Source organism: Nocardia sp. NPDC003999 (genome assembly GCF_053604885.1).
In genome coordinates, this window is record NZ_JBSGIB010000010.1 from 175,692 (window position 1) to 196,500 (window position 20,809).

The 20,809-nt window shown below is 69.0% G+C and carries 18 protein-coding genes; 8 read left to right on the plus strand and 10 right to left on the minus strand.

The features are described 5' to 3' along the window. Window positions 1-14: 14 nt before the first annotated feature. The 7 genes from ACWESM_RS21215 to ACWESM_RS21245 form a co-directional block, all read right to left on the minus strand. Window positions 15-389, minus strand: coding sequence for a DUF742 domain-containing protein (locus ACWESM_RS21215; RefSeq protein ID WP_355075194.1), 375 nt, complete (start codon window positions 387-389; stop codon window positions 15-17). Beyond that, window positions 386-802, minus strand: coding sequence for a roadblock/LC7 domain-containing protein (locus ACWESM_RS21220; protein WP_355075196.1), 417 nt, complete (start codon window positions 800-802; stop codon window positions 386-388). Before ACWESM_RS21220 ends, ACWESM_RS21215 begins: the two co-directional genes overlap by 4 nt. Before the next feature lie 30 nt (window positions 803-832). Then, window positions 833-3,160 (minus strand): sensor histidine kinase, encoded by a 2,328-nt coding sequence (locus ACWESM_RS21225; protein WP_397277532.1) that lies wholly within the window; start codon window positions 3,158-3,160, stop codon window positions 833-835. Window positions 3,161-3,858: 698 nt separating this feature from the next. After that, complete coding sequence (locus ACWESM_RS21230; protein WP_452493326.1) at window positions 3,859-5,565, minus strand: 3-deoxy-7-phosphoheptulonate synthase; 1,707 nt, start codon at window positions 5,563-5,565, stop codon at window positions 3,859-3,861. Between the two features lie 50 nt (window positions 5,566-5,615). Continuing rightward, entirely contained in the window at window positions 5,616-7,085 is a 1,470-nt protein-coding gene (locus ACWESM_RS21235) for an NAD(P)/FAD-dependent oxidoreductase (RefSeq protein WP_452493328.1), read from the minus strand. 786 nt (window positions 7,086-7,871) lie between these two features. Next, window positions 7,872-8,354 (minus strand): nuclear transport factor 2 family protein, encoded by a 483-nt coding sequence (locus ACWESM_RS21240; protein ID WP_452493330.1) that lies wholly within the window; start codon window positions 8,352-8,354, stop codon window positions 7,872-7,874. 167 nt (window positions 8,355-8,521) lie between these two features. Continuing rightward, window positions 8,522-9,178: a TetR/AcrR family transcriptional regulator gene (locus ACWESM_RS21245; protein ID WP_452493332.1), complete on the minus strand. Its 657-nt coding sequence runs from the start codon at window positions 9,176-9,178 to the stop codon at window positions 8,522-8,524. Between the two features lie 172 nt (window positions 9,179-9,350). Here ACWESM_RS21245 and ACWESM_RS21250 point away from each other — a divergent pair, with 172 nt between their 5' ends. Further along, the gene (locus tag ACWESM_RS21250; protein WP_364432241.1) at window positions 9,351-9,842 is read left to right on the plus strand and encodes a GyrI-like domain-containing protein; all 492 of its coding nucleotides are present in this window, start codon (window positions 9,351-9,353) and stop codon (window positions 9,840-9,842) included. 154 nt (window positions 9,843-9,996) lie between these two features. Here the strand turns inward: ACWESM_RS21250 and ACWESM_RS21255 are convergent, their stop codons facing one another. Next, window positions 9,997-10,149 carry a hypothetical protein gene (locus ACWESM_RS21255; protein ID WP_355075209.1) on the minus strand — a complete coding sequence of 51 codons (153 nt, stop codon included), beginning with the start codon at window positions 10,147-10,149 and terminating at the stop codon, window positions 9,997-9,999. Window positions 10,150-10,341: 192 nt separating this feature from the next. Further along, window positions 10,342-10,950, minus strand: a complete 609-nt coding sequence (locus tag ACWESM_RS21260) for a TetR/AcrR family transcriptional regulator (RefSeq protein ID WP_355075211.1) — start codon at window positions 10,948-10,950, stop codon at window positions 10,342-10,344. Between the two features lie 55 nt (window positions 10,951-11,005). Here ACWESM_RS21260 and ACWESM_RS21265 point away from each other — a divergent pair, with 55 nt between their 5' ends. Then, window positions 11,006-14,191: an acetyl-CoA carboxylase family protein gene (locus ACWESM_RS21265; RefSeq protein WP_364432402.1), complete on the plus strand. Its 3,186-nt coding sequence runs from the start codon at window positions 11,006-11,008 to the stop codon at window positions 14,189-14,191. Between the two features lie 183 nt (window positions 14,192-14,374). Next, window positions 14,375-14,518, plus strand: a complete 144-nt coding sequence (locus tag ACWESM_RS21270) for a hypothetical protein (protein ID WP_412805944.1) — start codon at window positions 14,375-14,377, stop codon at window positions 14,516-14,518. 37 nt (window positions 14,519-14,555) lie between these two features. Here the strand turns inward: ACWESM_RS21270 and ACWESM_RS21275 are convergent, their stop codons facing one another. Beyond that, entirely contained in the window at window positions 14,556-15,731 is a 1,176-nt protein-coding gene (locus tag ACWESM_RS21275; RefSeq protein ID WP_397277540.1) for a serine hydrolase domain-containing protein, read from the minus strand. Window positions 15,732-15,886: 155 nt separating this feature from the next. Between ACWESM_RS21275 and ACWESM_RS21280 the strand changes: the two genes are divergently transcribed. From ACWESM_RS21280 to ACWESM_RS21300, 5 genes are all read left to right on the plus strand, one after another. Continuing rightward, complete coding sequence (locus ACWESM_RS21280; protein WP_355075219.1) at window positions 15,887-16,300, plus strand: YciI family protein; 414 nt, start codon at window positions 15,887-15,889, stop codon at window positions 16,298-16,300. Between the two features lie 2 nt (window positions 16,301-16,302). Further along, window positions 16,303-17,544 carry an RNA polymerase sigma factor gene (locus ACWESM_RS21285; protein WP_355075220.1) on the plus strand — a complete coding sequence of 414 codons (1,242 nt, stop codon included), beginning with the start codon at window positions 16,303-16,305 and terminating at the stop codon, window positions 17,542-17,544. Window positions 17,545-17,624: 80 nt separating this feature from the next. Next, window positions 17,625-18,269 carry a pentapeptide repeat-containing protein gene (locus ACWESM_RS21290; RefSeq protein ID WP_356965676.1) on the plus strand — a complete coding sequence of 215 codons (645 nt, stop codon included), beginning with the start codon at window positions 17,625-17,627 and terminating at the stop codon, window positions 18,267-18,269. Window positions 18,270-18,437: 168 nt separating this feature from the next. Continuing rightward, complete coding sequence (locus ACWESM_RS21295) at window positions 18,438-19,478, plus strand: AraC family transcriptional regulator (protein WP_452493337.1); 1,041 nt, start codon at window positions 18,438-18,440, stop codon at window positions 19,476-19,478. 294 nt (window positions 19,479-19,772) lie between these two features. Continuing rightward, complete coding sequence (locus ACWESM_RS21300; protein WP_397277545.1) at window positions 19,773-20,795, plus strand: PP2C family protein-serine/threonine phosphatase; 1,023 nt, start codon at window positions 19,773-19,775, stop codon at window positions 20,793-20,795. Window positions 20,796-20,809 lie beyond the last annotated feature (14 nt).

A 20,809-nucleotide genomic window follows, 5' to 3' on the forward strand; every position in this document is an offset into this window, starting at 1 on the left:
CCGGCCGGGTCGGGTCAGAGCGCGCGGATGCCGTCGAGCACCGCGCGCAGGAGGCCGAGATCCGATTCCGACCCGGCCGTGGGCTGCGCCGACCGGTAGATCAGCCTGCCGTCGTCGAGCAGATCGCCGATGAGGACCTTCGTCATCGTCAGCGGCAGGTTCAATCGCGCGGACACCTCCGCTACCGACTGCGGGGTGCGGCAAAGCTGCACGATGGCGGCGTATTCCGGTTCGGTGCGCCGCAGTGCGGTGCCCGGCGCGCCATCGACCACCAGGGTGACCAAGTTCAGTTCCGGGCGCACGGCACGACCCCGGCCGCGGGTGATGGCGAAGAGCCGGACCATCGGACCGGCGTCTTCCTCGTACCAGGGATCGTGCTGATAACTCATGGCTGTGTCGAAGCGGGTGGGTGCGGGCGCGTGTCGACCGACAGATGTGTTCCGACTCGCTGCACCGTCTGATTCATTTCGTAGGCCACCATACCCATATCGGCGGTCTCGGACGCCAGCAGTGCCAGGCAGGCGTTGGTTCCGGCCGTGGTGACGAACAGCACGGCGTGGTCGAGTTCCACCACGGTCTGGCAGACGCCGCCGGCGTCGAAATGGTGGCCGACGCTGCGGGATAGGCTGTGCAGTGCCGATGCCATCGCGCAGAACCGCTCGGCGTCGGCCTTGTCCAGTTGGGCCGAATGGCCGATCAGCAGCCCGTCGGAAGACAGCAGCACCGCGGATTTCGCTCCGACCAATCCGGTGACCAGCTCGTCGAGCAGCCAACCGAGGCCGGTTCCCTGGGAAGTAGTCATCGTCGCCTTCTGCAAAGGGGGGATTGCGGACTAATCGAAGTCGGGACGCTTCCGGCGTCCCTGGCGGGTGCCGTTCTCGATGGCACTCATCAGATTGCGTGCTTCATCGGCGGTCCGCTGTCGTATCGGGGCGGCGGGCGCCGTCTGCTCCTGCTCCTGGGGAGATTGACGGCGGCGGCGTGGGAGCGGCGGCCTGGCGTCCGCGGCCGGACCGGGATCTGGTGTGGCCGCGGTGTCGAAGCCACGGTCGTCGCCGTGCGGGATCGGTGCCGGGGCCGGTTGCTCGGAGGCCGGGGTGAACCATGCCGATCGGCCCGGTACCGGCGCCGGTCGAGGCGGGAGGTCGTCCGGCGTCTGCGGCCGCACGGGTTCGATGGGGTCAGCGTCGCTCTGCTCGCGCGGCGAGGTCTCCGACCGCAGGAGTGCGCTCGGAATGAGCACCACCGCCCGCACGCCGCCGTAGGCCGACTCGCCCAGACGTACCGAAACACCGTGCCGGTGCGCCAATTTCGCGACGACGAACAATCCGAGCCTGGTGTCGCTGGACAAGGTCACCACACTGAAATCCGGTGGGTTGGACAGCAGTTCGTTGCGCGCGGCGAAGTCGGCCTCCGACATGCCCAAGCCCTGGTCGATGATCTCGACCGCGACGCCGCGCCCGACCACGACGCCGGACACCTCGACCCGCGCTTGCGGGGGTGAGAAGGCTGTCGCGTTGTCCATCAGCTCGGCCATCAGGTGGATCAGGTCGGCGACGGCGTTGCTCGACACCTGCAGTTCCGGCAGCCTGCCGGTCTGGATCCTGGCGTAGTCGAGACTTTCGGCGACGGCGGCGCGGACCAGATCGATCAGTGGAACCGGCTTGCGCCAGCGTCTACCCGGCTTCTCGCCGCCGAGGATGATGAGGTTCTCGGCGTTGCGGCGGGCCCGCGTCGCCAGGTGGTCGAGCTGGAACAGCAGCTCGAGCTGGTCGGCGTTCTCCTCCTTGCGTTCGGCTTGGTCGAGCAGCGCCAACTGGCGGTGCACCACGACCTGGCTGCGATGGGCGATGTTGAGGAATACCGCGTTGACGCCCGTTCGCGTCTTCGCCTCGGCGACCGCGGCGGACACGGCCGCGACATGGGCGCGGTTGAAGGCGTCGGCCACCTGGCCCAATTCGTCGGAACCGAAATCCAGTCGGGCCAACTCGGCCTCGGAGTCGATGCTTTCGCCTCGGCCGAGCCTGCCCATGAGATCGGGCAGCTGCTGGTCCGCCAGTTCCAGTGTGTCGCGCCGCAATCGCCGCATTCGCCCGATGAAGCGATTGGCCATGATCAACGCCGCGAGGAAGGCGATGGTCGCGACCAACAGCACCCCCGCGCCACCGAGCATGGACCGCCGCGCGGTTTCATCGCCTCGCTCGCGCGCGATCTGGTGCGCGTCGCGGCTCTGGTCGTCCCAAAGCTTCAGCAGGGCCGCCGAGACCTGGCCGGAGGCCTCTTGCCAGGCCGCGACACCCATGGGCAACGACGACGTGGTCCTGGAGGCCGAGCGGCCGCTCTGGGTCCTACCGGTACCGGTGGACTCGTCGGAGTCGGAGCCCGCCTCCACCGGACCGCGCACCAGCACCGCGTCCTGCATCGCGACGAGCTTCTGATAGGCCGGTCCGGCGGTGATCTCCTGGAGTTGGGCGAGTCGCTTGTTCTTCAACACGCGGCCGGAGTAGGCGACCTCACTGCGGAATTCGCCTACCAACCGGCTGAATTCGGTCAATTGCGCGGGAGTGTTCTCGCCGACGGTCAGCGCCACCGCGCCCAGGGTGTCCGCCATCGACAGGGCTTCGGCCGCGCGTAGGGGCTCGACGCCGTAGTTCAGTTCCATGGCGATATCGGCTTCCGGCGCCACCCGTGCGGCGAGCGTCGACGCGGCGATGATCGTGCCGATGACCCCGCTGAAGACTTCGAAAACCTCGTGCGGCGCGGCCTGCCGGGTGTCGACCCCGCCGCGCAGCGTCGGAACCATCGCGAACAGCTTGTTGTAGCCCTCGATATCGGAGGCGGACCCGCCGGGATTCAGTTTGCGGGCGGCATCGCCTTTCGCCATCACCCCCGCCAGCGCCGCGTCCGAACGCTGGCGTGCGGCGGCGAGCCCGCGGGCGACTTCGGTGTCACCGGCCAGGGACAACAGCGACAGGCGACGCTCCTCCTGGAACGCCTGGACCATGAGGATGGCCGGTGCCGTCGTGCTGCTGGCCAGCTCCGCCCATTCCTTGGCCGCCTGGGCGGATCGCACCAGATAGCCGGCCGCGCCCACACCGATGATGAGTAGCGTGACGCTCGATATGAGCACGATCGCCAGCAGGCGTACCCGGACACTCACTCGACCACGGACATCACGCCGGCTCGACCGAACCGCTCCCATAGCGGATTCGCGCAGCTCTGACCACTTGCTCACGGCTGGAAAATGCCTACCCTCTGACACGGCCCCGCCCGACCCGGGCGGCACCTCACCTGTACCCGTTCCGAAGAATAACGAAAGTGTAGCGGTTCGATCGCGAATCCCACGGATTCGCTTGGACCAACAAGTGAATCGAAATTATTCCGAAATTCGAGCACGCGAGCTCGGGTGCGCCGGGCTCCGCGCGTGATCGTCGACCGTAAACGCGCCCGGAAGGATTGCCACTCGGCGGTATAGCGTAGCCGATCCGCAGCTGCGAGAACCAGAGCGAACATCAATCTCTAACTTACCGATGGTTCTGGTCGTATATGGACAGCTCGTTCGATTCCTCAGCTGTCCGCCTGTGCGATATGGGTGATCGGTACCGTGTCATCGGACCAGACACCGAGAAGGGCAGCCCAATGTCCACGGAACCGGGTGATGATATAGCGCCCACTTCGATATCCGATTCCCGCTGCTGGCAATAAATCCGTCGCTCGATCGCCACAACGGCACTCGCCGCCGCGACCCGCGCTGTTCGTGGAAGCGTTGCGAAGTCCCGGAGCGCCGCCGGGTGCCCGGCGAACGATTCCAGCGTGGCTCTCGTTACCGGACCGTCGGCGCCGCGCCGGGAGTTCGTGTCATCGCGGTGACCAGGTGGCCCGCAGTTCGAGCGCGGCGATAACGCGATGAAGCGTTTCGACGGGGTCGGGGCCGCATTCGAGATGCAGGCCGCCGGGAACGGTGCCGGTCGTTCGGCACGTGTCGAAGAACGCGCGAATCACGTCGGCGACATCGTCGGCACCGAAGTCGCCGCCGCCGTGCGGCATGCGCGTGGACGGCATCGGATCGCACACCCAGCAGATCGGTGTGTCACACGCGGCGGCCGCGGCGAACAAGGACGGAAGCGTATCGAGGGTACGGGCGACGCCGAGTCGGGGGACCAGTGTGAGCCGCCCCGGCTCTTTCCGCGGATTCAATGTGCGACAGAGGAACTCGATGTCGTCCGGGGTAGTGGCGGAGCCGAGTGCTACCGCGACAGGGTTACCGGCATGGATGGCGACCCGCATTCGGTCGTGGGCGAGAGCCCCCGCCCGATCGTCGAGCCACAAAAGGTGTGCCGAGCGATCCCACCATCGTTCGTCGGGTCCCTGGCCGGGCGGGACGACCGGTTCGCGGGAGATGCGCAGCAGCGGTAGCCAATTGTGCAGTTCACTGGCGCCCGGCGGTGCGATCGCGGCGACGGGCAACAGCCCGCTCACCGCGCGGAGCAGGTCGCGTCGCACCGGATCGTGCGACCGGTCGGCGGCGCGGCGCAAAATGTTCACGCACAGCGTGATCGGCAAGCGGTCGGCGGGCCACTCGTCGAGCGCCGCGGCAGCGCGGAGGTCGCCGCGGTGTCGTCCGGGCGCTCGTTCGATGGTGACCGTCGCTGCTCCCAGCCCATGCGTCATGACCGCGGCCGCCGCGTACGTCAGTGCCCTGCGCGCGGCGACCGTTCTGGTGTCGTCGCCGGCAGAGGCGTCGTCGCGGCCACCGAGGTGCAGGACGAAACCATCTCCCCGTGCTGCTTTCGCCAAATCCGCTGTGAGAACCTCGCATTCGTGGGGTTGTACAGGCCCGGGCCGCGAATGCCGCAGGCGGATGGGTGGCGCTGCGGAGTCCGCACCCCGCTGTACGCTGCCCAGGAATTCGTGCGCCTCGAACAGTCGGCTCGCCACCAGGAACGACCCCGGCCGCGCGGGTTCCGGTTCGTCGGCCCAAGGCGGATCGGCACCGGCCGTGGCGGCGTGGTCGGGTGGGATGACGTCCGGGTTGAACGACTCCCGGATGTAGCAGAGCGGCCGATCCCCGAGGGTCATGACGTATGCCCGTGCCGCGCAGAGGCGACCGTCCGGCCACCGCACCACACCGGTCCGCAGGAGATGCCGCCGCTGGGATACGCCACGGGAGATGAGTCCGGTGCCGATCGGCACCCGCACATCGTCCATACCGGAAGCGGCCGCGCCCGCGCGCACCGCGACGACGTAATTGATGGATGCGGTGACCAAGTCGGCGTTGACCAGGCAGGAGCGGCGGACGATGACGCGATCGGAACCGGATACGCCCAAAGCGTCGGTGACCGTGGTCGGCAGCCGACCGGCCGCGATGTCGTCCTGACGCAATACCCGCACGTGCAGGTCGGTGCGAAGTATCGCCGCCAGCGCGGGGGTGGTGAATCCGTCACTCGCCAGCAGCATCCTGGTCAGCGGGTGGTCGAATCGCCCGATCTCGTCGTGGGTGCGCAATCCCGAACCACCGGGCGGGCGATCACCCGGTGGTTCGGGGCCGGTGTGCGTGATCGTCACGACCGGCTCCGTGCAGTGCCTGTCACGAGGAATCCGTGCCGGTACCGGCGCTAAAGGGTGGTGGCAGCCGTCGGTGGGAGAACGGGACGAGCCACGGCGGCGATCTCCGCTTCGGTCCGCGGCCGATCGGTGAGGCCGAGCACCGGCTCGGTCGTGATGCGCAACTGGCCGGTCGTCGTGTCCGCCAACGGGTCGCGCCAGTGATCCCACACGACGGACATGTCGAGGTGGCCCATGTACTCGAGGTTCGCCGACTCCGCGTGCAGGCCTTCGGCCGCGGAGATGATGGTCGCGGTCGCGGCGCGCTGTTGCACGCCCGAGGACTCGTCCATGTCGGTCAGGCCGGCCATGATCTCGGTGAACTGAGCCTGCTTCGTGTCGCCGCTGTGCCCGGTGGTCAAGGTGCCCGCGTGCGCGAAATACTCCTCCGAGCCCACATACTGCTCGTACATCCGCGACACCAGGACGAGGAATCGCGTGTAGGCCCGGCGATAGGCGTCCTCGTAGAAGGCCAGCGCGGCGGACTCGCTCAGTTCGCCGCGCAGGATCGTCGCGATCGCCGCCGCGGCGACCAGGCCGGAGTACGTCGCGAGATGCACGCCGCTGGACAACAGCGGATCGAGGAAGCAGGCCGCGTCGCCGACGACCACCCAGCCCGGACCGCTGAACCGGTCGGAGGTGTAGGAGTAGTCCTGCTCCGCCTTGACCTCCGCGACCTGCCGCGCACCGACGAGCAACTTGCTCATCGCCGCGCTGTCGGCGATGGTCTGTGCGTAGTACGCCTCTCGGCCGAGTTCGCGGAGTTTGGGAGCGGCTTTGCGCGCCGAGACGACATAGCCGACGCTGTGGCGGCCGTTCGAGAGCGGAATGTTCCAGAACCAGCCGCCCTCCGGCGTGGAGACGACGTTGATCGCGCCCTCCGGGCTGTCCGGATGTAGGTGTGCGCCTTCCCAATACGACCACACGGCGACGTTGCGGAAGGCGGGATGCTGCTGACGATCGACGACCTGGTGTTTGGCCAGTACGCCCGCGCGGCCGGAGGCGTCGACGAGAAAGTCGATCTCGGTGGTGTGCACTTCGTCGTCACCGTCGACGGTCCATTCCACGGCCGTCGGCCGGTCGCCGTCGAACAGGACGTTGGTGACCGTGGCCTGCTCGATCACCTGCGCACCCTGCTCTGCGGCGTTGCGCAGCAGCAGTTCGTCGAAGACGTCGCGCTGGACCTGCCAGGACCAGGCCTCGGCGTCCACGAGCTTGGACCAGTCCAGCAACCAGTTGTCGTCCTGCCACTGGAAGTGGCCACCTCGTTTGATCTGGAAGCCGTGGGCGGCCACCGCGTCGTAGGCGCCGGAGACGCGCAAGGTCGACAGGACCGAAGCCAACAGGCTCTCGCCGATGTGGTAGCGCGGGAACTTATCTCGTTCCAGGAGGGTCACGCGGACCCCCGATTTCGCGAGCAGGGCTGCGGTGGTGGACCCGGCTGGGCCGCCACCGATGACCAGAACATGCGGATTGTCCATAGCGAACTCCCTGGAACTGCCGACAACGGATCGTGCGCCCGCCTCAGTGGTGGAAGGACTCCGGGCGAGCCGCGGTCTTCGACGCGTCCGAATCAAACTTTGCCACTGATTAGCTAAACTAACGGTGCACGGTTCGATTGTAGCAATTGATAGCCAAACCTCAATAGACACAGGCTATTTGGCAACCCCTGGTCTATCCGCCTGTGGGTTACTGGAGGGTTGCCAAAATGCCCGCAGGAGACCTTGCCGCTGGACTGTCGTCACTGGGCATGAGCTGCGATGCCGAAGATGGTGGACATCGCATCGTCTGTGGAAACCGTTGCGGGAGCGAGTGTTTCGCCAGCGCTATGCGGTCGCGGCGGGGAATGTGGAGGTCAGGGTAGGCGGCGATGACATAGGTCGTTCGGTCATCACCCCTCTTTCCCAACGGATCCAAGGATACGGCGGACCCTCGCGTTGCACGAGTCGTTCACCAAGAGTTACCGCGCTGGTGACCAGGTCTCCGCTTCGGCCAACTCCCGGCGACGGTCCAGGCGAGCGGATGACATTGTGGCGCGGCGGATTTGCCGACCCTTCTGACCTGCGCGGTAAAGAATTTCGCGGTGTCGGTGGTTGTGACACTTCGGTGGGCGAACTCGGTGGCGTGCGCCGAGCCGTCATCGCGGGGGCCGCGAACGGCGACACGACCGCCAAATCATCCAGGAACGGGCGTTCGCGATCACGGAAGTCGGTGTCGCGTCGCGTGAAAGTGGCGGAGTGCCGGGAAATGAGCGAGAAGGGGCGAGTTCAGGCAGGGCCGCGTCCGGCGGCGACCCGGCCCGCGACGGGCCGTACGTCGCGGTGGGATATCAGCCACTCGCCGTCGTATTTCTCGTATCTGTCCTGCACCAGGCCGATGGTGGTCCAGTCCGCGGGGCGGTTGGTGTCGGCGAATTCCCTGGTGGTGAACCAATGCCATACCGTGGCGTAGGCGGTGAGCAGCGGGCCGTCCTCGGTCCACTCGATGGTGGCCTGCCCGGCGACATGCGCCACCATGGCGCGCTGGGATTTCGGCGCGCGGCTCATGTACGCGGTGAACTCGTCGCGTCCGTGGAAGCGCACCACCGGGCCGGGCATGATCCGGTACTCGATCAGCGCGTCCGGTGTGAAACATTCGACGAAACGTTCGCTCTCCCCGGTGTCCGCGAGTCGGAAGAAGTGATAAAACGTGCGGTAGATCGCCCGCTCGGCTTCGATGGTCGCGAGCAGATCTTGGGGTGAGCCGGTCACGTCGGTCCTTTCCCGGCGACAAGGTATCGCGCGGCGAGTCGTACGGTGTCGAATTCGGCGGCAGCGGTACTTCGCAGGTGCGCTGCGGCTCTCGCCAGGTGCGGCGGACGCGGTGCGCTCCTGCGCGTCGACGGTGGAGGCGGTTTCCAAGCGGACGGCCTACGGGCTCAGGGGGTTTCCGTCGCTTCGTAGGCGCGCAAGAAGGTGTCGACCCCCGTCGTGGCGACCGCGCGCATCTCGGTGGTGGAGACCTTGCGGGTGCCCAGCCGTGAGCGGCCCTCCATCGGGCCGGTGATCAGCGCGAGGAACTGTTCCGCGGCGGTGGCCGGGTCGCACGCGCGCAAGCGGCCGGACAGCGACAGGCGCGCCAGCCGATCGGCCAGCGCATCGGCCAGTTGGTCGGACGTGCGGCTCACCACGATGTCGATCAGGTCGGGGAACTGGGCGACCTGCCCGTAGGTCAGCCACCGCAGCGACCGGGATCGCTCGGAGCAGCAGACCCGGATCAGCCGGTACGCCAGGTCCTCCAGCGTGGCGCGCAAGTCGGGGCCGGGGTTGCGCAACCGGTCCACGACCGCCAGGTTCTCGGCCAGCACCGCGTCGCCCGCGGCCGCCAGCGTGTGCCGGAACAGGGTTTCCTTGTCGTTGAGGTGGTTGTAGATGGTCGGCTTGGCGACGCCTGCCGCCTCGGCGATCTCCTGCACACACGCCTGCGCGTAACCGCGGCGTGCGAAGACCGCGAACGCCGCGTCCAGGATCGCCTGCCGTTTGTCGATCCGCCCGCGCGAAGCCGCCTGTCCGGCTTGCGATGTCACTGCTGCCACTCCCGCAGTCTAGTACGCCGACGAATATCAAATTGAACCGGCTGGTACAAAGCTTCGCATGTTTCGGCTCGAGCCCGTGACCATGAGACCCGGCGAACGGCGGCACCGATGAGTTTCCGGCGGTCACGGCGTCGTTGGTGAGGGAGTATCCGCGACCTGATCAAGGAGAATCATGACCGACGACCTGGCTGCCGCCTCCACGGCCGATCCCGAATTGCTCGATGTCCCGGAGGTCACCACGGCGGTTATCCGTGACCGTGTCCCACCCGCGGGCTTGCGAGACTTCTTCGACCGGTCGTTCCGGATCCTGCCGGAGGTCGTCGCCGGACAAGGCGCGACGATCGAGGGGCCGGCATTCTGCGTGTATCGGGCGGAGTCCGATGCCACGCTGGATCTGGAGGTGGGGTTCGCGGTCGACCGGGGCCTGCGCCCGGAGCGCGACGTCAGGGCCGGTTGCCTGCCCGCGGGCCGCGTGGCGAGGATCGTGCACGCCGGTGGATTCGACGGCTTGGCTGCCGCCTGGGAACACCTGCGGGCCTGGATCGATGAGCAGGGACTGGCCGCGGAGCCGCTGCGGTGGGAGGTCTACCTGACCAAGCCCGCTCCGGACATGGACCCCACGGATCTGCGCACCGAGCTGAACTGGCCGGTAGCGCAGCGATGATCGAACCCGCGCCCGCCCGACGGCGCAGCCGACGAATTGTCGGCGGCAGCTTCGGCGGGACGGCGTCGAATCGAAGACCTCGCTTCGAACGCGTAACCAGCGGCGTCCCGGAATCTCACGACGCTGATCCTCGCGTCGGCCCGGCTTGGCGGCTTCACGTATCGGGGTCTTCGTCTCGGTCGGTGTTGGGCCCCGGGCCCGCCAGATTGCCGGAGTTCTCGGAGTGGCCTTCGAGAATGCCCTTTTCCCGCGCGTTCGATGTTTCGTGCGAGTCGTCCTTGTCGGTGGTGTCGTGGGGCTGATTCATGACTGCTTCTCCTCGGGAAAGTCGGGTGTCCAGTCCGGGTGGGGCTATCGCGAATCGGCCTACCCCTGGAGCTGCGCGGCAAACCGAGGGGAGCGCCCGGTCCAGCCATATTGGACGCGGCGCTCGACGGGTTCAATCGCGCTGTAAGTCAATTCAATGCGTGATGCACGGCTCTCGCGGTGCGGTGGCGGGCTACAGGCCGAGCAGAGTTTCCGCGACCTTTCCCATGGCCTCGCGATACTCCGCACGGCTGGATTCGTCGGCGGTCCGACGCGCGAGGATGCCCGCGGTGAGGGTGTAGCCGATCGTTTCCGCGATCACCCGCGGCGTCGCCACCGGGGTGATGCGGCCCGCGTCGAGTTGACGCTGGAGATACCGGGTGAAGCGGCGGATCGGCCGTTCGGTGATCTCCTCGGACAGCGCCGCAACCTTGGGGTCCACGGACCCGCGCTCATCGATCAGGCGCAGCAGAGGTCCCGCCGCGGCGACCGCTGTGGCAAAGGATTCGATGGTGGCGCGCAACATATTCCGCGGATCTTCGTCCTCGATGCCCGGCTCCTGCGCGGCGAGGAAGTCGTCGCGCACCCGCTCGGCCAGCGCGAGGAAGATCTCCTCCTTGGAGGCGAAGTACACGTACATCGTCGCGCGGGAGACGCCGGCCTCGGCGGTGATGGCGGCGACGGTGGTGTTGTCGTAGCCGCGCTCGGCGAACACGCGGGTCGCGGCGTCGAGCAGATCGCGGTGCCGGGAGGTGTGCGAGCGCTCCCGCGCGGCGCGCACCGACCAGGTGGACTGGGTCACGCCGATATGGTGACCCATATTGACGTTGACGTCAATGTCAACGAGACTGGGCGGCATGCAGGTCGTCGTGGCGAACAGGGGAGAAGTAGCGGTCCGCGTGTTGCGCACCGCCCGGGAACGGGGTTGGCGAACCCTCGCGGTGCACACCGCCGAGGAACGAGACGCGCTGCACGTCCGTCTGGCCGACGATGCCGTGCCATTGCCCGGCGTGGGAGCCTCCGCCTACCTCGATGTCGCGGCCGTCGTCACGGCGGCGAGGAAGGCGGGCCCCGGCGCGTTGGTGCACCCAGGCTACGGATTCCTCAGCGAGAGCGCCGAATTCGCGAAGGCGTGCGCGGCGGCCGAACTCGTGTTCGTCGGTCCGTCGCCCGAAGCGCTCGACATCTTCGGCGACAAGACCGCGGCACGCGCGGCGGCCGAGCGCGCGGGTGTCCCGGTGATCCCGGCGAGCCCCCGCGGCGCGGACATCGCCGAGGTGCGGGCACTGCTCACCGCGCATCCCGACGGGGTGATGGTGAAGGCCGCGGCGGGCGGTGGCGGGCGCGGTATGCGTGCGGTGCGCGAGGCGACCCGCCTCCCGGAGGTGTTCGAACGCTGCCGCGCGGAGGCGTTGGCCGGATTCGGTGACGACGCGGTCTACGCGGAGGCGCTGATCACCGGCGCGCGGCACATCGAGGTTCAGATCGTCACCGACGGAGCCGTGGCGGCGGCGGTCGGCGACCGCGATTGCAGCGTGCAGCGCAGGCAGCAGAAACTGCTCGAGGTCGCGCCCGCCCCCGAATTGCCGGCCGGGTTGCGCGAGCGGTTGCATCGCTGGGCGGTCCGGCTCGCCGAATCCGTCGGCTGCCGCGGTGTCCTCACCGTCGAATTCCTGGCGCGCGGCGACGAGGCGTGGTTTCTCGAGGTCAACCCGCGGCTGCAGGTCGAGCACACCGTCACCGAAGCGGTTCTGGGAATCGATCTGGTGGCGGTGCAATGCGATCTCGCCCGCGGCGCCACGCTGGCCGATCTCGCGCTCCCCGATCCCGGTTCCGCGCGCGGTTACGCGGTGCAGGCGCGCCTGAACGCCGAAACCGTCACCGCGGGCGGCGACGTGCTGCCCGGCACCGGCACGCTGACCCGGTTCGCGCCACCGACCGGAGTCGGCGTACGGGTCGACACCGCCGCGTTCACCGGTATGCGGCAGGACGCGCGCTTCGACTCGTTACTGGCCAAGGTCATCGCCTGCGGACCGTCCTATCCGGCCGCGCTGCGCCGGTGCGCCGACGCGCTGGCCGAGACCGTCGTGACCGGGGTGGACACCAATATCGCCGTGCTGCGCGCGATCTTGACGGATCTGTCGGAGGGCCGCGTCGTGCCGACCACGTGGTTCGAGCGGAACGTCGACGAATTGGTCCGGCGGGCGGATGATTTCGCCGTCGTCGTGCCCGCTGCGCCCGACCGGGAAGAGAGCGCGGCCGCCGAAGTGACGCTGGACGGCGACGAGGAGGCGGTGCGGTCGCCCATGGGTGGCACGGTGGTCGCGCTCACCGAGCCCGGCGTCGTGGTCGCGGCGGGCGGCGAGGTCGCGGTGCTGGAAGCGATGAAGATGCAGCACGTGGTGCGCGCCGAGCAGGACCTGCGCGTGTGCCGCCACGTGGCGGCGATCGGCGCGGTCGTCGATTCGCACGCGCCGCTGCTGACCTTCGTCCCCGCCGAGCACGAGGGCGCGGTCATGGATCACACCGCGGTGGACCTGGATGCGGTGCGCGCCGACCTCGCCGAAGTCCACGCCCGCCGACGGGGAGTGCTCGACGAAGCACGGCCGGAGGCGGTCGCCAAACGCCATCGGCTCGGGCGGCGCACCGCCAGGGAGAACATCACCGACCTCGTCGACGCGGACAGCTTCGTGGAGTACGGCGCGCTCGCGGTGGCCGCCCAGCGCCTGCGTCGCAGTCCGGAGGACCTGATCGCGAACACGCCCGCGGACGGCCTGATCGCGGGCGTGGCCACCGTCGGCGCCGAGCGATTCGGTCCCGGCCGCTCGCGCGCGGTGGTGCTGTCCTACGACTACACGGTGCTGGCGGGCACCCAAGGGATGCGCAACCACGTCAAGACCGACCGCATGCTGGAACTCGCACGCGAACAACGGCTTCCGGTGATCTTCTTCACCGAGGGCGGCGGCGGCAGGCCGGGCGACACCGACTATCCCGGCATCTCCGGTCTGGACGTGACCACCTTCCGCGCGATGGGCGCACTCTCGGGCCGGGTTCCGCTGATCGGCATCGTGTCCGGACGCTGCTTCGCGGGCAACGCGGCGCTGCTCGGCATGTGCGATGTCGTGATCGCCACTCCCGACGCGAATATCGGCATGGGCGGCCCCGCCATGATCGAGGGCGGCGGCCTGGGCGTCTACGCCCCGGAGGACATCGGCCCCGTCGAGGTGCAGCGTCGCAACGGCGTCGTGCACATCGTGGCCGCGGACGAGGCGGAGGCGGTCGCCACCGCGCGGCGCTATCTCGCCTACTTCCAAGGCGACATCGAGGAATGGACCGCGCCGGACCCGCGGCTGGCGCGGCACGTGGTTCCGGAGAATCGGCTGCGTGCGTTCGATATTCGTGCCGCGATCGAGGCCGTCGCGGATGTCGGGTCGGTGCTGGAGCTGCGCCGCGACTGGGCGGCCGGGATCATTACCGCACTGATCCGGGTCGAGGGACGGCCGTTCGGTTTGATCGCCAACGACTGCCATCATCACGGCGGGGCGATCGATGCTCCGGCCGCCGACAAGCTCAGCATGTTCCTACGTCTGTGTGACGAGCACGGCTTGCCGATCGTCTCCTTCTGCGACACACCGGGCTTCATGGTGGGCCCCGACGCGGAGAAGGACGCCACGGTGACGAAGTTCAGCCGCCTGTTCATCGACTCCGCCGCGCTGTCGGTGCCGCTGGGCACCGTCATCGTGCGCAAGGGCTACGGTCTGGGCGCTCAGGCCATGGCGGCGGGCTCGTTTCGCGCTCCCCGGTTCGTCATCGCCTGGCCGACCGGCGAGATCGGCGGCATGGGCCTGGAGGGCGCGGTCCGCCTCGGGTTCGCGAAAGAGCTGGCCGCCATAGAGGATCCGGGCGAGCGGCAGCAGGCGTTCGACAACCTGGTCCAGCTCGCCTACGCCAACGGCAAGGCTCTCACCGCCGCCACCGTTCTGGAAGTCGACGACGTCATCGATCCGGCCGATACGCGCCGCTGGATCCGTACGCTGCGCTGACCGGTACGGCTGCCAGGGATCCGGCGCGACCCGCCACGCGCTTCGGGTCGAGATCATGATCCGCACGCGCGCCCTATCAGGCGCCGTGCCAGGACGGTCCGTCCTCACCGCGGGATCGAGGACCGGCGAGCCGGGCAACGCCCGCGACACATCCACGGCAGAGAGACCTGCCACGAGTTGACCGTGACCACCGATCCAGCGACCGGCACGGCGCGGAGGCGCGTGGCACTCGGCGATGACGACGCGACGACCACGCGGATCGCCGACCGGCTCGCCGGACTCGTCGACGTGCACGTTGACCGTGCGCTGAACCGCCGCACCCGGTGACCGGGTGGGCCTGCGCGCGTCGCGGCGGAGCGAACGCTCACCGCACGGTCGCGTGCACGCCGTTCAGCGCGTCGACCAGGTTGCGGGCGCGCAGATCCAGCGCGCCTTCGACGATATGGTTGGTGACGTAGGCGAAGGCGAGACGGCGTTCGGGATCGGCGAACGCGAGACTGCCGCCGCGGCCCGGATGGCCGAACGAGGCGGCTCCGCCCAGTGGCAGCTCCGCGGTGGGCAGCATGTACCCCGAGGCATAACGGCCGGGCAGCATCAGCACGTGATCGGTGCCCGCGACCTGTTCCCGGCTGGCAGCGGCGAGAGTGTCGGCGGTGAGCAGGCGCGTGCCCTCGACCTCGCCGACGAGTGCCGCGTACAGACGCGCCAGGCCGCGAGCCGTGCCGATGCCGTTGCTCGCTGGCAGTTCCGCGGCTTGGACGGCCGGTGAATTGAAGTCGATGTCCGCCGGGTCGGTGATCTGGAAGGCCCGATTGACCAGGGCCTGCGGATCACGCATCGCCGCGAGCAGCGGACGCAGCGACTCGGGAACGGCGTCCTCGGGCACCGCGGTCAAGTCGGGCGCGGGCGCGAACACCAAGCGGCTGACCCGGGCCTGCTCGGACGGTGGCAGGCCGATGAAGAAGTCGATATCGAGCGGACCCGCGATCTCCTCGGCGAGAAACCGGCCGGGCGTGCGACCGGACACGCGGCGGATCACTTCGCCGACCAGCCAGCCGTAGGTGCGCCCGTGATACCCGAACGCGGTGCCGGGGGGCCAATTCGGCGCTTGCGCGGCCAGCGCGTCCACCATCGGCGTCCAGGCCAGTGCGTCACCCAGTTCGACGGGCTTGTCCAGCGCCGCAAGGCCCGCTTGGTGCGTCAGCAGCCAGCGCACCGGGATGTCGGCCTTACCCGCCGCCGCGAATTCCGGCCAGTAGCGTGCCACCGGAGCGTCGAGATCGAGTTCGCCCCGTTGCGCGAGCAGGTGCGCGATGGTGGCGACGACGCCTTTCGTCGCCGAATAGACCAGCTGCAAGGTGTCGCGCTGCCACGGTCGCCCGGTATCGGGATCGGCCGTTCCGCCCCACAGATCGACCACCGGCCGCCCGTCCAGGTACACGCAGACCGCGGCGCCGACGTCGCCCTGCTCGGTGAAATCGGCCGCGAACGCCTCCCGCACGGCCTCGTAGCCGGCGGCGGCCGTTCCCTCGATGATCATGCGGGACAGCATGGCACGACGCGGCCGAGCAGAGCATCCGGCCTGGTGACCACCATCGAGAAGTTTTTTCCACCGCGATGTCCGAGAATGGTCAGCGGCTCCGACGTTCCAGACGAGCGGCGCCACCGGGGCGCCGACGACCCAGAGGAATCGCCATGAAATACATGATCCTGAGCTACGCCTCGCAGCGGGACTATGACGGCATGGTCGGCAAGGACACGGGCAAGCCCGCGTGGACGGCCGAGGAATTCGCGGCACTGACCCAGTTCATGACCGAGCTCAACAAGAAGCTCGAGGAATCGGGCGAACTCGTGGAGACCCGCGGACTGGCGGAGCCGGTACACACCAGGCGGCTGGGCATCAAGGACGGAAAGCCGTTCGTCACCGACGGCCCCTACGCCGAGACCCAGGAAGTGCTCGCGGGATTCTGGATCGTGGAATGCGAGAGCTTCGACCGCGCCACCGAGATCGCGGCCGAACTCAACAAGTGCCCAGCTCCCGCGCACGTGCTCCAATCGGTCTACGCCGATGTGCGCCCGATCGCCGAAGCCGCTCCCGAATTCGGCTGACCATGCCCGATCCAGTGGCGACGGACCTGCTGCGCCCGTTGGCGCCGCAGGTCCTCGCCGCGCTCGTGCGCAAGTACGGGCACTTCGACACCGCGGAGGACGCGGTGCAGGAGGCGTTGCTCGCCGCGGCGACGCAGTGGCCCGCCGACGGTGTCCCGGCCAAACCGCTGGCCTGGCTGATCACCGTCGCCTCGCGCAGGCTCACCGATCTGCTGCGGGCCGAGCAGGCCCGCAGGCAACGCGAACAGACCGTGGCCCGCTGGGCGCTGCCGGAGGACTGGCTGACGCCGCCCGCCGACCGGCAGCCCAGCGACGCCGACGACACCCTGATCCTGCTGTTCCTGTGCTGTCACCCCGCGCTGTCGCCGTCCTCCCAGGTCGCGCTCACGCTGCGCGCGGTCGGCGGCCTCACCACCGCGGAGATCGCCCGGTGCTTCCTGGTTCCGGAACCGACCATGGCGAAACGCGTCGGCCGGGCGAAGCGCACTATCGCACGCAGCGGCGTGCCGTTCGCCCCGCCGTCCGCGGCCGACCGCGCCGACCGGCTGGCCGCCGTGCTACACGTGCTGTATCTGATCTTCACCGAGGGCTACGCCGCCACCTCCGGCCCGCAACTGCATCGGGTCGAGTTGTCGGCCGAGGCGATCCGGCTCACCCGCCTCGTGCACCGCCTGCTGCCCGAGGACGACGAAGTGGCGGGACTGCTGGCGCTGATGCTGCTCACCGACGCCCGTCGTGCCGCACGCACCGGCCCCGGCGGCGAGCTGATCCCGATGGAGGAGCAGGACCGTAGCCGATGGGACGCGGGCACGATCGCCGAGGGAATCGCACTGATCACCGCCGCACTACCACGGGGGATTCCGGGGCCGTATCAGTTGCAAGCCGCGATCGCCGCACTGCACGACGAGGCGCCCAGCTACGCCGCGACGGACTGGCCGCAGATCGCCCTGCTCTACGAACGCCTGCTGGCGGCGGCCGACAATCCGATCGTCGCGCTGAACCACGCGGTCGCGGTGGCGATGGCAGTGGGACCTGCGGCGGGGCTGAAGCTGGCCGACGATCTCGGCGAGCGTCTCGCCGGCGACCACCGATTGCCCGCCGTGCGCGGACACCTGCTGGAGATGCTCGGCGACATCGCCGGCGCCCGCGGGGCGTATCTGGCCGCCGCGGAGCGGACAACGAGTATTCCGCAGCAGCGCTACCTGCTGTCGCGCGCGGCCCGGCTGGAGTCGAGCGGCGACTGATCTCGATCAGCGGCCGAACTTGTCGTTGCGCACCGGAATACTCGTCGCCGACCGATCTTCGTGACGAACTGGAGGAGTGCATGGCGCGCGAACTCGACGACCTGCCCTACGCGCGGTATCTCACCGCCTTGGACGGGGACCTCGAAGCGGAGGGCGACTACGACTGCGTCCGGGTCGACGGCGGTGCGCTGGACGACATCGATGTGTCGCACGCGCGCTTCAACGAGTCGGCGTTCAGCTCGAACACCTTCACCCGCGGCACGCTGCGCTACAGCCGGTTCACCGATGTGTGGCTGCGCCACGTCCGCTGGGTCGGCACCGAATTGGCCGACACGGCGTGGCTGGACAGTGAGGTGGTGGCGGGCGCGATGTCCGGTGTCGACTTCGCGGGGGCGAACCTGCGGCGGGTGCGATTCGAAGGGTGCAAGTTCGACTCGGTGAACTTTCGCCGGGCCCAATTGCGCGAGGTGACCTTCACCGACTGCGTGCTGCGCGATTGTGACTTCGCCGAGGCCGCGCTGACCGAGATCACAGTGCCCGGCTCGGCGCTCGTCCGGCTCTCGCTGCGCAACGCTCGCGTGGTGAAAGCGGACCTGCGCGGCGCGACGGCACTCGATGTCGCCGACGGGCTCGACAGCCTGCGCGGGGCCACGATCAGCAGTCCGCAGCTGATGGATCTCGCGCCCGCCTTCGCGCGTTCCATCGGTATCACCGTCCGGGATTGATGGCGCCGAACTCACGCGACACCGGACACGGCTACCGTTCCGGCGACGAAAACAGCTGGCTGCCAGCGGCTGCCGTGACGACATTTCGGCGAACCGCCGATGCGCACGACACCCGATTGATACATTGCGCCGATACCGCGCAGTACCGCTTCATCGAGGACGCGAGTCATGGTCGATCCGGATTCCCTCCGCAGCACCGCAGGCGTGCGTGCGCTCGTACGCATCGCCGGAGAGCGGGGCATGGCGCCCGCCGAGTGCCTGGCCGGTACCACGCTGGCGCCCGCCGATCTGGGCGACCCCTCCGCCGAGATCACCGCGCAGGACGAACTGCTGGTGGTGCAGACGGTGCTCGGCCGGTTCGGCGACGAGCCGGGACTCGGTCTCGCGGCGGCGGTCCGGCGCGATGTGCGGTCGCGCTGGCCGTGGGGTCTCGCGCTGCTGGGCAGCCGGACGCTGCGTGAGCTGATCGAGGTGGGGTCGCGCTACATCGGTCGCACAGTGCCGTTCGGGCGACTGGCCATCGAGGAAGCCGACGGCGAAGCGCGGCTGGTGTTCGACGACGCCGACATCCCGCCCGAGATGCGGGCGTTCTTCGCCGAAGCGGCCCTGGCCGGATTGCCCGCTTTCGATCGTGAATTGTTCGCCGGGGGCGTCCCGGTGCGGCGGGTCGGTTTCCGGCACGCCGGTCCGCGCGACCTCGAGCGGTACCGCGACGTCTTCGGTGTGGCGCCGGTTTTCGGTGCGCCGACGAGCGCGGTGGTCTTCGACCGCGGTGTGCTGGACCGGCCGCTGCCACCGGCGAACGCCGCCGCGCGGGACAACTGCGGACAACTGTGCCGCGACCTGCTGGACCGGCGCCGGTCACGGACCGGCGTCGCGGCGTCGGTGCGCGACCGCCTCGTTCGCACGCCGGGTGAGATCCCCGATCAGGCGACAGTCGCTCTCGGGCTGTTCATGAGCTCGCGCACCCTGTCGCGGCGGCTGAACGAGGAGGGCACCTCGTTCCGGGCGCTGCTGGACGAGGTACGCCAGACCATGTCGGAGGTGCTGCTCGCGCACACCGACATGACCACCGAACAGGTCGCCGCGCGACTGGGCTATGCGGAGGCGGCGTCCTTCATCCGGGCCTTCCGCCGTTGGCAGGGCTGTCCTCCGCAGACGTTTCGCACGCGGGGGCGGCGGTCGCATCGGTCGCCCGAGCTGGTCTGAGCGACGACCGGCTGCCCTCGTGCGGATCATCCGGCGCGGGGTGCCATCTCTCGCGGGTGCGGGCAGACCGTCGGCTATCGTGCTGCCGGGCAGCGGGCAGGGAGATCCGGCACCGGGATCCAGACCCGGAACACTCCCGTACTATCGCGATCGGAGTCGGCCTGCCGGGGAGATGAAGGAGGAGGGTGTGGAAGTTCGCACCAGCAATACGCCACTGTGGTTACGGTTGGGCCAACGACTTCCGGAGCATGGCGCGCCCGCCGGCCGCGGCACTGTCGGCAGGGGAGCCGTCCGATGAACGATGAAGGTGCCGACCTACGCTGCGCCGGATGCTCGGCTGTCGGACTCGACGGCCTGCGGTGCGGGTCCTGCGGTCGGGAACTCGGTTATCGATACATAGCGCTGCCCGGTCCCGACGCGACGTCGTGCGCCGATTGCGGAGGCGACCACTTCTACGCCGACGGGCGCTGTGCGCGGTGCGGCCGGTCGCGACCGGTGGCGGATCGCTTCGACACCGATCTGGGCGCGGTGGCGGTGCTCACCGATCGCGGCATCGTCCATGCGCGCAACGAGGACGCCGTCGCGGCCGGGGTGCTGGAAGGCGTGGTGCCGGAAACGGACGCGTCGGTCGTGATCGCGGTCAGTGACGGCGTGTCGACTTCATCCCGGCCGCAGGTGGCCTCCGGTGCGGCGGTCCGGGCCGGTGTCGGCGCGACCGCCGCCGCGCTCGCGGCCGGACAGCCCGCGACCGAGGCGATCATGGCCGGGTTGGCGGCCGCGGTGCAGGCGGTCCGCGACGTGGACGTTCCCGATGGTCCCGCACCCTCGTGCACGTATGTGTCCGCCATCGTCGCCCACCACGGCTCGGAAACCGAGATCACCGTGGCGAACGTCGGTGACAGCCGCGCCTATTGGCTGCCGACCCAGCGCGACGAGCAGGCCCAGCGCTTGACCGTCGACGACTCGTGGGCACAGGCACTGGTCGACGCGGGTGCGATGGACGAGCGCGCGGCGATGGCCGATCCCCGGGCGCACACGCTGATCCGCTGGCTCGGCGCGGACAGTCCGCCGAAGCCGTGGGCGGACAATTGTGTTCGGACGGTGCGCGTCTCGGGGCCCGGTGTGCTGCTGCTGTGCTCCGACGGGCTGTGGAACTACTCGCCCGCGCCCGCCACGCTGGCCGACCAGGTGGCAGCGAAGGCGCCCGCGGAGGCTGCCCGCGCGCTCGCGGAGTTCGCGTTGCGTTGCGGTGGCGGCGACAACATCACGGTCGCGCTCGCGCCGGTTCCGTGGGAGAGCCGTTCGCCTGTTCCATAGACAGTGGTGTTCAT